General features: G+C 66.5%; 15 protein-coding genes. 6 read left to right on the top strand and 9 right to left on the bottom strand.

Going from position 1 to position 12,167, the window contains the following annotated elements; translation table 11 throughout:
• Positions 1-36 precede the first annotated feature (36 nt).
• Positions 37-1,059 (top strand): amino acid ABC transporter substrate-binding protein, encoded by a 1,023-nt coding sequence (locus AC1REK_RS08645; protein WP_492268359.1) that lies wholly within the window; start codon positions 37-39, stop codon positions 1,057-1,059.
• A 151-nt stretch (positions 1,060-1,210) separates the two neighbouring features.
• Here the strand turns inward: AC1REK_RS08645 and AC1REK_RS08640 are convergent, their stop codons facing one another.
• The 3 genes from AC1REK_RS08640 to AC1REK_RS08630 all read right to left on the bottom strand — a co-directional run bounded on the left by AC1REK_RS08640 (position 1,211) and on the right by AC1REK_RS08630 (position 3,037).
• Positions 1,211-1,528 carry a DMT family transporter gene (locus tag AC1REK_RS08640; protein ID WP_316016747.1) on the bottom strand — a complete coding sequence of 106 codons (318 nt, stop codon included), beginning with the start codon at positions 1,526-1,528 and terminating at the stop codon, positions 1,211-1,213.
• A gap of 193 nt (positions 1,529-1,721) precedes the next feature.
• On the bottom strand, positions 1,722-2,477 hold the full coding sequence (locus AC1REK_RS08635; RefSeq protein WP_492268360.1) for an anti-sigma factor: 756 nt from the start codon (positions 2,475-2,477) through the stop codon (positions 1,722-1,724).
• Positions 2,474-3,037 (bottom strand): sigma-70 family RNA polymerase sigma factor, encoded by a 564-nt coding sequence (locus AC1REK_RS08630; RefSeq protein WP_492268361.1) that lies wholly within the window; start codon positions 3,035-3,037, stop codon positions 2,474-2,476. Before AC1REK_RS08630 ends, AC1REK_RS08635 begins: the two co-directional genes overlap by 4 nt.
• 201 nt (positions 3,038-3,238) lie before the next feature.
• Here AC1REK_RS08630 and AC1REK_RS08625 point away from each other — a divergent pair, with 201 nt between their 5' ends.
• A complete protein-coding gene (locus tag AC1REK_RS08625; RefSeq protein WP_492268362.1) occupies positions 3,239-4,027 on the top strand; it encodes a DUF4394 domain-containing protein in 789 nt (262 codons plus the stop codon).
• A gap of 139 nt (positions 4,028-4,166) precedes the next feature.
• Here the strand turns inward: AC1REK_RS08625 and leuD are convergent, their stop codons facing one another.
• From leuD to AC1REK_RS08600, 5 genes are all read right to left on the bottom strand, one after another.
• Positions 4,167-4,769 carry a 3-isopropylmalate dehydratase small subunit gene (gene leuD / locus AC1REK_RS08620; RefSeq protein WP_492268363.1) on the bottom strand — a complete coding sequence of 201 codons (603 nt, stop codon included), beginning with the start codon at positions 4,767-4,769 and terminating at the stop codon, positions 4,167-4,169.
• Between the two features lie 48 nt (positions 4,770-4,817).
• Positions 4,818-5,276: a metallopeptidase family protein gene (locus AC1REK_RS08615; protein WP_492268364.1), complete on the bottom strand. Its 459-nt coding sequence runs from the start codon at positions 5,274-5,276 to the stop codon at positions 4,818-4,820.
• Positions 5,277-5,289: 13 nt separating this feature from the next.
• A complete protein-coding gene (locus AC1REK_RS08610; RefSeq protein ID WP_291638809.1) occupies positions 5,290-5,535 on the bottom strand; it encodes a hypothetical protein in 246 nt (81 codons plus the stop codon).
• Between the two features lie 26 nt (positions 5,536-5,561).
• On the bottom strand, positions 5,562-6,980 hold the full coding sequence (gene leuC, locus AC1REK_RS08605; protein WP_492268365.1) for a 3-isopropylmalate dehydratase large subunit: 1,419 nt from the start codon (positions 6,978-6,980) through the stop codon (positions 5,562-5,564).
• 90 nt (positions 6,981-7,070) lie between these two features.
• Positions 7,071-7,247, bottom strand: a complete 177-nt coding sequence (locus AC1REK_RS08600) for a hypothetical protein (protein WP_316016741.1) — start codon at positions 7,245-7,247, stop codon at positions 7,071-7,073.
• Between the two features lie 223 nt (positions 7,248-7,470).
• Here AC1REK_RS08600 and AC1REK_RS08595 point away from each other — a divergent pair, with 223 nt between their 5' ends.
• The gene (locus AC1REK_RS08595) at positions 7,471-7,869 is read left to right on the top strand and encodes a hypothetical protein (protein WP_327520742.1); all 399 of its coding nucleotides are present in this window, start codon (positions 7,471-7,473) and stop codon (positions 7,867-7,869) included.
• A gap of 135 nt (positions 7,870-8,004) precedes the next feature.
• Here the strand turns inward: AC1REK_RS08595 and kynA are convergent, their stop codons facing one another.
• On the bottom strand, positions 8,005-8,853 hold the full coding sequence (gene kynA, locus AC1REK_RS08590) for a tryptophan 2,3-dioxygenase (protein WP_492268366.1): 849 nt from the start codon (positions 8,851-8,853) through the stop codon (positions 8,005-8,007).
• Positions 8,854-8,956: 103 nt separating this feature from the next.
• Between kynA and AC1REK_RS08585 the strand changes: the two genes are divergently transcribed.
• The 3 genes from AC1REK_RS08585 (at position 8,957) to AC1REK_RS08575 (ending at position 12,161) form a co-directional block, all read left to right on the top strand.
• Positions 8,957-10,180, top strand: a complete 1,224-nt coding sequence (locus AC1REK_RS08585) for an aminotransferase class V-fold PLP-dependent enzyme (RefSeq protein WP_492268367.1) — start codon at positions 8,957-8,959, stop codon at positions 10,178-10,180.
• 119 nt (positions 10,181-10,299) lie between these two features.
• The gene (locus AC1REK_RS08580) at positions 10,300-11,898 is read left to right on the top strand and encodes an AMP-binding protein (protein WP_492268368.1); all 1,599 of its coding nucleotides are present in this window, start codon (positions 10,300-10,302) and stop codon (positions 11,896-11,898) included.
• An 11-nt stretch (positions 11,899-11,909) separates the two neighbouring features.
• Complete coding sequence (locus AC1REK_RS08575) at positions 11,910-12,161, top strand: acyl carrier protein (RefSeq protein ID WP_327520745.1); 252 nt, start codon at positions 11,910-11,912, stop codon at positions 12,159-12,161.
• The last annotated feature ends 6 nt before the right edge of the window (positions 12,162-12,167 follow it).

Here is a 12,167-nt window from a genome sequence, read left to right as displayed (position 1 = left end):
GCTCGACCACGATCAACCGCAGGAGGAGGAAGCTCGATGACCCGGATTGGAAGGACCGCGCTGCTGGCGCTGGCTGGCTCGCTGCTGATCAGCAGCGGCGCCCTGGCGCAGACGACGCTGGCGAAGGTCAAGGAGCGCGGCCAGCTGCTCTGCGGCACCAGCACCGGCATCGCCGGCTTCAGCCTCGCAGACGGACAGGGCAAATGGTCGGGGCTCGATGTCGATGTCTGCCGGGCGCTCGCGGCGGCGATCTTCGACGATCCGAACAAGGTCAATTTCATCCCGCTCGCCAGCAAGGACCGGCTGGTCGCGCTGCAGAGCGGCGAGATCGACGTGCTGCCGCGGACCACGACCTGGACGCTCAGTCGCGACGCCGGCCAGGGCCTCGATTTCACGGCGGTCAATTACTATGACGGCCAGGGCTTCCAGCTGCGCAAGAAGGCCGGCATCAAGTCGGTCAAGGAGCTGGACGGCGCCTCGATCTGCACCGTGCAGGGCACCACGAACGAGCTCAACCTCGCCGACTACTTCCGCGTCAACAAGATGAAGTACGAGGTCGTGGCGTTCCAGGGCATCGACGAGACGGTGAAGGCCTATGAGAGCGGTCGCTGCGACGCGATCTCGACCGACATCTCCCAGTTGGTCTCCTACCGACTGAAGATGGCCGATCCCGCCGAGCACATCCTGCTGCCGGAGGTGATCTCGAAGGAGCCGATCGGCCCCTATGTCCGCCAGGGCGACGACCAGTGGTTCGACATCGTGCGCTGGACCGTCTTCGCGATGATCAATGCCGAGGAGTTCGGCGTGACCTCCGCCAATGTCGGGGAGATGCTGAAATCCGACAATCCGGAGATCCAGCGCCTGCTCGGCGTCGGCACGAAGCTCGGCGAAGGGCTGGGGCTGACGGCCGACTGGGCGGCCAGGATCGTCCGCCATGTCGGCAATTACGGCGAATCCTATGAGCGCAATCTCGGCTCCGGCAGCCGCATCAACCTGCCGCGCGGCCTGAACAATCTCTGGTCGAAGGGCGGCATCCAGTTCGCGCCGCCGATCCGCTGATCGGCGACGACCACCATTGTCCGGATGCGCTGCCGCTCCGGGCGTGGGCACACCAATGAGGCGAAGGCGGCGCTCATGGCGAGCGCCGCCTTTCGCAAAACGACTGCCTGGTGGCTCTGGCGCGTACGCCGCGAGGCCGGGCCGGCCGGTGTCAGTGCGCCGACATCTTCATCATCACCAGCCCGGAGACGATGAGGCCGGCGGCGGCCAGGCGCATCGGGGTTGCGGCCTCGCCGAGCACGAAGACGCCGACGAGGAAGGCACCGACGGCGCCAATGCCGGTCCAGATCGTGTAGGCGGTGCCGAGCGGCAGGCTGCGCATCGCAATCGCCAGCAGGGCGAAGCTGCCGATCATGGTGACGATGGTGATGGCTGTCGGCGTTATCTTGGTGAAGCCGTCCGACTGCTTCATGAAGAACGCCCAGACGATTTCGAGCACGCCGGCGACCAGGAGGTAGACCCAGGCCATTTCTCTTCTCCCATGGAGACAGGCCGGGTCGTCCCGGCAAATCTGCCCATCATGGGGGAGGTCGTCCTCGCCTGCTTATGTTGCACTGCGATAGCGAATTTTCAAGGCTGAGGGCGCCGATTCCGGAGAGATCGGCACCGTTTCCCGGCTGATCTCGCCCCATTCCGCTACCAGGGCTCGCGCATTGGCTTTCTCACAGCCGCTGCGCTGTCGTACCCTTGGCGATGATCGGGCCGGTCGGACGGCCGGTCGGCGAGCCGCTTGCCGGCTCCAGCGTGATCTCGAAGAGCTGGTCCTTGCCGAGCGGAAGGTTGTCGAGGCGCAGCGGCGTGGTGCGGGCGCGGTCGATCAGGCCGACGGAGCGCGGGCCGACGGCGCGGTCCCAGAGCGTCCAGATCTCCAGGGCCTTGCCGGCGGGAACGTCGATCGATTGCAGCGGCAGCATCTCGACGCGGCCATCGGCATAGGTGTTTACCACGGCGGCGGCGATGCTGGCATCGGTCATCAGCACCGCGACCATTACAGGCTGGCGCCGTGCGCGATCGAGCGCACCCATAAGGCCAATCGCGAGCATCACGGTCGCGAGCGCGCCGGCGAAGGCGGCGCCGCGCCAGACGAACAGGCTGTTCCACCAATCGGCAAAGCGGCTGCGCGTGGCGGAAGCAGTGCCAGCCGCCGTGGGCGCCGCCGCGGCGCTTGGCAGGAGGCCGGCAATCCCGGCTTCGATCCTGCTCCAGAGATCGGCGGGAGGGGCAATCGGCGTTGCCGTCGCGTCGACCTCGGCGAGATGGCTGCGCCAAGCCTCGACGGCACCTGCGAAGTCGGGATCGTCGGCTTGGCGACGCTCGGCGGCGGCGCAATCTGCGCCCTCGATCAGGCCCAGCACATATTCGCCGGCCAGTGCATCGCGTTCGGCGGGAGGAAGGGGGGCTTCGGCGGAGGCGCTCATCCGAGGCACTCCTTGAGCGAGATCAGCGAGCGACGGATCCAGGATTTCACCGTGCCCATCGGCATCTTCAGCCGCCCGGCGATCTCGCCATGGGTCAGCCCCTGGACGAAGGCGAGCAGGACGAGGCTGCGCTTCTGCGGGGGCAGGGTCTCCAGGCAGGCGCGGAGCGCGCTGGCGTCCGAGAGCTTCGACATCACCGTCTCCGGATCGTCCTCCTCGCTCGGCGTTTCCTCGGCGAGCGGGGCGTCGCGCGTCTCGGTCCGCTTTTCGTCGCGCAGGATCGAGAGCGAGCGATTGCGCAGGATGGCGTAGATCCAGGTCAGGCCGGCGCCGCGTTCGGGGTCGAAGCGAGCGGCATGGCGCCAGATCAGCACGAAAGCGTCCTGCACGGCTTCCTCCGCCAGAGCGCGGCGCTTCAGCAGACGCTGCGCCACCCCCAGCATACGCGCCGACTCGGCATCATAGATGCGCCGCAACGCCGATTGGTCGCCGGAGGCACAGGCCAGCAACGCCTGCTCGATCTCGCCCGTCCCGCGCGCTGGCACGGCGCCCGTCGCCATCCTCGTCTCCTCGTCGGCGGCGCGGACCGTCGGGCGCGCGCCAGTGCGATTCTACACGGCAATCCGGCCTCCGGATGCAGCCCGGGCTTTTATTTCTTGCGGCGGCATCCGCCGGGGCACGCTGGCGCTACCCCTCCTGACGGGCACGCTCAGGCGGCTCCGTCCAGGCTTCGAGACCCGATGCGAACCGGAGGAAAGACCATGTGCCACACCCGAGCCCTGCTTCTCACCTCGACCGTCCTCGCAGCGGCCTTCGCGCCGCTGGCGGCGCAGGCTGCCATGCTCGCTGCTCTATCCGGCGACGACACGCTGACGATGATCGACACCACGACCCAGAAGGCCGGCAAGTCGATCAAGGTGACCGGCATCAACGGCAGGATCGCCGGCATCGATGTCCGCCCCACCGACGGCATCCTCTATGCGCTGGCGACGGACGGGACGATCTACACGGTCGACAAGGCCGGCAAGGCGACGATGAAGTCGAAGATGGACACGGTGCTGGCCGCCAGCGCGATGGCAACCGTCGACTTCAACCCGGCGGCCGACCGGCTGCGCGTGATCGGCTCGGACGGCACCAATCTTCGGGTCAATGTCGAAGATGGCAAGACCACTGTCGACGGCAAGCTGAAATTCGCCGAGACCGACATGCACAAGGGCGAGGCGCCGATGGTGGTCGCCGGCGCCTATAGCAACTCGGTCAAGGGCACCAAGGAGACGGCGCTCTACGACATCGACGGCAAGATCGGTGGACTGCTGAAGCAGGCACCGCCGAACGACGGCGTGCTCGGCGCGATCGGCAAGCTCGGCGTTGCCGCGAAAGCAGTCGCCTTCGACATCGAAACCGCCTCCGACGGCAGCAATACCGGTTGGCTGCTGGCGGATGGCGCCCTGCACAAGGTCGATCTCTCGACAGGCAAGGCGGCGATGGTGGGCAAGGTCAGTGGCCTCGACGGCACGGTGCGCGATATTGCAGCGCTGCCGGCGATGTGAGCGCTAGAGCCGGATCCGATCAGATTGAAACCATCTGATCGGAACGGGCTCTGGGGGGCAGAAGCGGAAAGGGCCGCCGCCTCGCGAGAGACGGCGGCCCTTTCTCAAGGGGAGCCATGCCGGCGGCCCAATGCCCGGATCACGCCCAGGCGCGGGCCTTGAGCTTCTCTTCATAGGCGTCGATCTTCGTCGCCTTTTCCATGGTCAGGCCGATATCGTCGAGGCCGTTGAGCAGGCAGTGCTTGCGGAACGGGTCGATATCGAAGGTCACGGTACCGCCATCGGGGCCCTTGATGGTCTGGCTCTCGAGATCGATCGTCAGCGTCGCGTTGGAGCCGCGCTCGGCATCGTCGAACAGCTTGTCGAGGTCCTCCTGCGAGACCTTGATCGGCAGGATGCCGTTCTTGAAGCAGTTGTTGTAGAAGATGTCGGCGAAGCTGGTGGAGATCACGCAGCGGATGCCGAAGTCGAGCAGGGCCCAGGGGGCGTGCTCGCGCGATGAGCCGCAGCCGAAATTGTCGCCGGCGACGAGAATCTCCGACTTGCGATAGGCCGGCTGGTTCAGGACGAAGTCCGGGTTCTCCGAGCCGTCCTCCTTGTAGCGCATCTCCGAGAACAGCGCGGTGCCGAGGCCGGTGCGCTTGATCGTCTTCAGATACTGCTTGGGGATGATCATGTCGGTGTCGACATTGATCACCTTCAGCGGGGCGGGCGTCGAGGTCAGGGTGGTGAAGGGCTGCATGGGCTTTGTCTCCTGAATGCTGTGGGGAAGGCGGCTTGCGGCGGCAGGTCAGCCGGCCGCCCGCTCGATCGCTTCCATGTCGTCGTCGTCGAAGCCGAAATGGTGGCCGATCTCGTGCACCAGGACATGGGTCACGATCGCCCCCAGGCTTTCGTCATGCTCCGCCCAGTAATCGAGGATCGGGCGGCGGTAGAGATGGATGGTGTTGGGCATCTGCCCGGTCTGCGGCGCATAGCCCTGCTGCGGCAGGCCAACGCCGGAGAACAGGCCGAGCAGGTCGAACGGGCTCTCCGCCTCGAGCTCCTTCAGGACATCGTCCTCGGGAAACTCGGTGACGTTGATGATCAGGTCGGCGCAGAGCTTGCGGAAATCCTCGGGCAGGCGGTCATACGCCGCCTGCGCCAGGATCTCGAATTCGGAGCCGGACGGTGCGCGCACGCCGTCCCAGTCGAGGCCTTGCGAGCTTTCCGCCGGGGCGGATGCCTTGATCGAGGGAACGCTTGCCATCAAACGCTTGCCATCACCAGATCTTCAATTGGTATCCGAGCCACCAGGACAGGCCGATAAAGGCGATCAGGGAGAGCCCGCGGCCGATGCGCCGGCCCCAGAGCTCGATCTTGTCGCCTTCCGGCGCGTCCTTGCCGGAGAAGTGGTCGGCGGCGCGGCCCATGGACGAACCGAGGAAGCTCTCGGATTCGCGCTTGACGCGATCCAGGGCTTCCTTGGCCTCGCCGGCACGGGCGGCTTCGCGGGGATCGGTGCTCATGACGTCCTCCCGCGATCGCCCCGCACTCAGCCCAGCGTGCGCACGTCGACGAAATGGCCGGCCAGCGCCGCCGCCGCCGCCATGGCGGGGGAGACGAGGTGGGTGCGGCCGCGATAGCCCTGCCGGCCCTCGAAATTGCGGTTCGAGGTCGAGGCGGCCCGCTGGCCCGGCTTGAGCTGGTCGGGGTTCATGCCGAGGCACATCGAGCAGCCCGGCTCGCGCCATTCGAAGCCGGCGGCGATCAGGATCTTGTCGATGCCCTCGGCCTCGGCCTGCTGCTTCACCAGACCGGAGCCCGGCACCACCATGGCGTAGTCCAGGCTCGCATGGATCTTCTTGCCCTCGACGATCTTGGCGACGGCGCGCAGATCCTCGATCCGGCCATTGGTGCAGGAGCCGATCCAGATCACGTCGAGCGGGATCTCGGTCATCTTGGTGCCGGCGGTCAGGCCCATATATTCGAGCGCCCGCTTCTTCGAGGCGCGCTTGACCTCGTCGGCGATCTGCTCGGGATCGGGCACGTTGCCGGCGACCGAGATCACGTCCTCGGGGCTGGTGCCCCAGGAGACGATCGGCGGCAAATTGTTGGCGTCGAGCTTGACGATGCGGTCGAAATGCGCGCCCTCGTCGGTGCGCAGCGTCTCCCAGTAGCGCACGGCCTCGTCCCAGGCGGCGCCCTGCGGCGCCCGTGGCCGGCCCTTGAGATAGGCGAAGGCCTTCTCGTCGGGGGCGACCATGCCGGCGCGTGCACCGCCCTCGATCGCCATGTTGCAGACGGTCATCCGCCCTTCCATGGTGAGGGCGCGGATGGCGTCGCCGGCATATTCGATCACCGAGCCAGTGCCGCCGGCGGTGCCGATCTCGCCGATGATGGCGAGGGTGATGTCCTTGGCGGTGACGCCCTTGGCCAGGGTGCCGTCCACCTGGACGAGCATGTTCTTGGCCTTCTTCTGGATCAGCGTCTGGGTCGCCAGCACATGCTCGACCTCGGAGGTGCCGATGCCGTGTGCCAGCGCGCCGAAGGCGCCATGCGTCGAGGTGTGGCTGTCGCCGCAGACGATGGTCGTGCCGGGCAGGGTGAAGCCCTGCTCGGGACCGACGATGTGGACGATGCCCTGGCGGATATCGAGTTCGTCAAAGTACTCGACGCCGAAATCCTTCGCGTTCTTGGCCAGCGCCTCGACCTGGATGCGGCTCTCTTCTTCGGCGATGCCGGCCTTGCGGTCGGTCGTCGGGATGTTGTGGTCGACGACGGCGAGCGTCTTGGTGGGAGCGTGGACCTTGCGGCCGGTCATACGCAGGCCCTCGAAGGCCTGCGGGCTGGTGACCTCGTGGACGAGGTGCCGGTCGATGTAGAGCAGGCAGGTCCCGTCATCCTGGCGGTCGACGACGTGGTCCTCGAAAATCTTGTCGTAAAGCGTGGTCGGGGCTTTGGTCGCAGTCATTGGCTTCGTGCCTTCGGTATGGAAATCGATCTGGCGGCCGGGCGGGCCGGGGCGCGTGCAGAGGGCCTGTCGCCGGCCGGACGGCCGGTCTCAGGCCCGGCTAAGGCCGGCTGCGAGCGAAGCGGTGAAGCGGCCGAAGAAGCGCCAGGGCAGGCGGGCGTGATCATGCAACGCGGCAAAGCCCTGCGTCGTCGGGAAGCGGCGCGGATTCAGCGTGCGGCGCATCACGCGCCGGCAACCGTCCTGAATGTGCGGCTTCTTGTTCATGGCGTGGTTCTATCAGTTCCAATCTGCGGCGGCAACGCGAAGCGCTCGCAGAGCGCCCTTGCGGCAGCCGCGCACTGGCTCGAAGCGAGCGTACCGGGCGCAATCGCCCCGGCTTGCCTCGTTCGCGCCCGAAAACTGCTTCCTCATGCGGGCGAACATGGTTTATCGGCTCCGAGGTGTTCCGCAGCGACAGGCTGCGGGCCGGCAATGGCAGGATGACGAGATGGCGCGGTTCTTTCCCTTCATGCTGCTGGCGGTCGTCGCCTATGGCGTCGCGGTCGCCGCCATGGGCGTGCCGCTTTCGCAGGAGCTGCTCAATCTGCGGCTGCCTTCCGGTTCGGTCTTCACCCTGACGATGAGCGAGCTCCTGCTCTCGATCTCGACCATCGTCCTGTTCTTCGAGATCATGAACGCGACCAGCGCCAAGTCGAGCTCGATCTTCAATCATGGCTTGTCGCTGGTGCTGTTCATCGCCTGCGGGCTGATCTTCCTGTTCGTGCCGGGTTTCGGCACCGGCACCTTCCTGATCATCACGCTGATGTCGCTGGTCGACGTCGTCGCCGGCTATTCGATCAGCATCCTGACGGCACGGCGCGACATGACCTTCGGCAACCAGGAGTAGGACGTAGTCCCGCCATCGCTCTTTGGGGGCATGCGAGCCGTTGAGCCCTGAAGTCGGAACGGATTTTTTCCGTCATGGTCGGGCTCGTCCCGACCATCCACGTCGTGAGTTCGGGCATGGGCTGACGGCTGCGACCTAAAGCTCGCTGCGCAGCTCCCAGAGCTCGGGAAAGAAGGAGCGCTCCAGCGCCGTCCTCAGGAATTTCACGCCGCTCGAGCCGCCGGTGCCCGGCTTGAAGCCGATGATGCGCTCGACCGTCTTCATGTGGCGGAAGCGCCATTGCTGGAACTGGTCCTCGACATCGACGAGTTCCTCGGCAAGCTCGTAGAGGTCGAAATAGCGGTGGGTGTCGCGATAGACCGTGAGCCAGGCCGCGCGCACGGCCGGGTTCGAGACATGAGGCTGGCGCCAGTCGCGCTCCAGGCATTCGGCCGGAATGGGCAGGCCGTGCCGCGCCAGCAGCCGCAAGGCCTCGTCATAGAGGCTCGGCGCCGCCAGCAGCGCTTCGAGATGGGCGTGATGCGCCTCATGGTGCTTGTGCATCGCCAGCATACGCGGGTCCTTGGCGCCGAGGCGGAATTCGAGGGCGCGGTACTGGTAGGACTGGAAGCCCGAGGACTGGCCGAGCGCGTCGCGAAAGGCGAGATAGTCGGCGGGCGTCATGGTCGAGAGCACGTCCCAGGCGCTGATCAGCTGCGCCTGGATGCGCGAGACCCGCGCCAGCGACTTGAAGGCCGGCTGCAATTCGTCGTTGCGAAGCGCGGCAATGGCGCCGTCGAGTTCATGGGTCGCGAGCTTGAGCCAGAGTTCCTGGACCTGATGGATGGTGATGAAGAGCAGTTCGTCGGGGGCGTCGCTCAGCGGCTTCTGCGCTGCGAGCAGGAGGTCGAGGCCGAGATAGGAGCCGTAGTCCATGCGGTCCTTGAAATCGGTCGTCATACCGGGTTCGATCCGGCTGCCCGTGCTGCCTGTATTGCCTGCCATCACGGCCTCCTTGCCTGCGGTCCGGCGCCTTGACGCAAGGTGGCTACCGGATATTTTAAGTTTAAAGTATTTCGGCGGGCGAACAAGCTGCGGCGAGGTTGCGATGACGGTTTCCGGTGAGATTGCCGTGGGAGCGAAGACGGAGATCGGTGCGCCGCCCTTCGACCTGTCGGTAGAGTTCTCGCGCTTCCGCCAGAACTGGCCGGAGCGGCTGCATTTCGCGGCGCACAGCCATCATTTCTGGCCGGACGCGACGCGCGCAGCGCAATTGCGCTGCTGGGACGATGCGGCAAGGCTGGTCGACGGCAAATGGGAAGAGGTGCTCGGCCCGGTCTGGCAGCGCGTCGCGCAGGGCATCGCAAAGCATCTGAATCTGCCGGGCATCGACGGGCTTGTGCCGGCGAACAATACCCACGAGTTCGTCAACCGGCTGCTCTCCTGCCTGCCGCGCGAGCGCAAGGCCCGCATCCTGACCAGCGATGCCGAGTTCCATTCCTTCCGTCGGCAGGTGGAGCGGCTCGCCGAAGACGGGCTGGTCGAGCTCGTCGCGGTGCCAGCCGAGCCCTTCGCGACCTTGCCCGAGCGGCTGGTCGCAGCGGCAAGAGCCGATGCCGGCATCGACATGGTGTTCGTCAGCCAGGTCCATTTCAATTCCGGCTACGCGCTGACCGATCTGGAGGCGCTGGTCGAGGGCGTCTCGGCGCCCGGTCGCCTCGTCGTCATCGACGGCTATCACGGCTTCCTGGCGCGGCCGACCGATCTATCCGCCATTGCCGACAAGGCCTTCTATATCGCCGGCGGCTACAAATACGCGATGTCGGGCGAGGGCGCGTGCTTCATGCACTGCCCGCCGGGCTTCGGCATGCGGCCGCGCGACACGGGCTGGTACGCTTCCTTCGGCGCGCTGGCCGGCCCGCAGGGCGAGATCGGCTATGCTGAGAATGGCTGGCGCTTCATGGGCGCGACCTTCGATCCTTCCGGCCTCTATCGGATGGGCGCGGTTCTCGATTGGCTCGACGGCCATGAACTCGACGCCGGCAGGATCCATGGCCATGCGCTGGCCCTGCAGGCGATCGTTGCCGACGGGCTGGCGCGGAGGCCTTGCGGCGTGCTCACGCCGGAAAACCTGGTTGTGCCGCTGAGCGAGCCGGCACGCGGCAATTTCCTGACCTTCCGCCATGCCGACGCGGCCCTCTGGCATGAGAAGCTCAGGCAGGCCGGCGTCACCGTCGACCTGCGCGGAGACCGGCTGCGCCTTGGCTTTGGGCTCTACCAGAATGCGGCTGACGTAGAGATGCTGCTAGGGCGGCTGGCACGCCTTCCCTAGAGAAAATCGCCGGAAACCGCGACGAGTTTTCAACGGTTGCGTTTGTGAGCGTCTCGTTAACGCTCGCAACACGTGTCCGCCCTATGCTATGGCGCTCACCGCGCGCATCGGGAGGCATCGTGCCGGAACAAGACTTCAACCTCGCCTTGCCTTTCGCGCGGCAGACGGTTTTTTCCCCTGAGAGCGTCATGCTCGCGGTCGCCGGGCGCGAATATACCTATGGACAGCTAGGGCAGGAGGTCGCGCATCTCGCCGGCGCGCTGGCGCCGCGGCTGCAATCGCGCCGCGTCGGCATCCTGGCGACACGCAGCCTCGAGGCCTATGTCGGCATCCTGGCCGCCTGCTGGGCCGGCGCCGCCTATGTGCCGCTCAACCTGAAATGGCCCGAGGAGCGGCTGGTCGCCCTCTTGCAGGCGCTGGAGCTCGATGCCCTCGTCGTCGACGAGAATGGCGCGGCGCTGCTGACGCCGGCCGTGCTTGAAGCGGCTCCGGATCTCGTCGTGCTGCCTGCCGGGCTGGCGAAGGAGGCGGCGCGGCCGGGCCAGTCAGTGACCGAGCGGACCGCGCTCGACACGGCGCCATTGCCGGGGCCTGCGCAGGTGCGGGCCGATGCGGTCGGCTACATCATCTTCACCTCGGGCACGACCGGCATGCCGAAAGGCGTGATGATCTCGGCCGGCTCGCTCGACCACTATATCGCCCAGAGCCGGTTCTGGACGCGCTACACCGCGGATGACCGGATCGGCGAGGCCTGTGACGTCACCTTCGACCTGACGGTCCATAATCTCTTTCTCTGCGTCGAAGCCGGCGCTTCGCTGCATGTCATGTCGCAGCTGGAGCTGATGGCGCCGGCCCGCTTCATTCGCAGCCATGAATTGACCGTCTGGATGTCGGTGCCGACCGTGATCGGCCTGATGCGCAAGAGCGGCGCCCTCAAGCCCGGCGTGTTTCCCAGCCTGCGCATGTCGATCTTCTGCGGCGAGCCGCTGCCGGTGGAGGCGGCGCAGGCTTGGGCGGCGGCGACGCCGAACGGCCGCGTCGAGAACATCTATGGGCCGACCGAGTGCACGGTGGTCTGCATGCGGCAGACGCTGACCGAGCCGCCGGTGGTGACGCCTTCGCGCGGCATCCTCGCGATCGGCGAGCCCTATCCGACCATGGAGGTGGCGATCCTCGATGAGAAGCAGCAGCCGGTTCCGCCGGGCATGCCGGGCGAGATCGCGCTTTGCGGGCCGCAGGTCGGGCTCGGCTATTTCGGTCAGCCCGAGTTGACCGCCGACCGCTTCCGCCTGCTCGACGGGCGGCGCTGGTATCTGACCGGCGATCTCGGCAGCTGCGATGCTGACGGCGTCTTCCATCACCTCGGACGTGTCGACAACCAGGTGAAGGTCAAGGGCAACCGGATCGAGCTCGAGGAGGTCGACATGCATCTGCGCCGCGCCGCCGGCAGCGAGCTCGTCGCCACCGTCGCCTGGCCGGTCGCCTATGGTTCCGCCGAAGGGCTGGTCAGCTTCGTCGCCGGCAGTGAGCGCGAGCCGGAGGCGATCCGCGAGGCGATGCTGGAGAGCCTGCCGCGCTACATGGTGCCGGGTGCGGTCTACCCGCTCGAAGCGCTACCGCAGAACGTCAACGGCAAGGTCGACCGGCGGGCGCTGGTGGCGTTGCTGGAAAGTGGCCGCATGGCCGAAGCCGCGACGGCGCCCGAAACCGTCGCCTGAAGGAGAGATATGTGACCAAGGTTTCGGCTGTCGCCATCGTCAGGGAGACTGTGCTCGCCATGCTGGCCGAGCGCGGCCATCGCGGCGCCATCTCCGACCATGATTCGCTGTTCTTCAGCGGCAAGCTCGATTCGATGGCGGCGACGGAAGTGCTGATGCTGCTCGAGCGCGAGATCGGTATCGATCTCGCGGATGCGGATTTCGACATCACCCAGCTCGACACGCTGGCGCAGATCGAGGCGCTGATCGGCGAGCACGCCTGACGCCGG

It is taken from the genome of Allobosea sp. GW823-FHT02B03 (assembly GCF_058797755.1).
The sequence above is the reverse complement of the archived record's forward strand: the minus strand, read 5'-3'. Positions and strand labels throughout refer to the sequence as shown.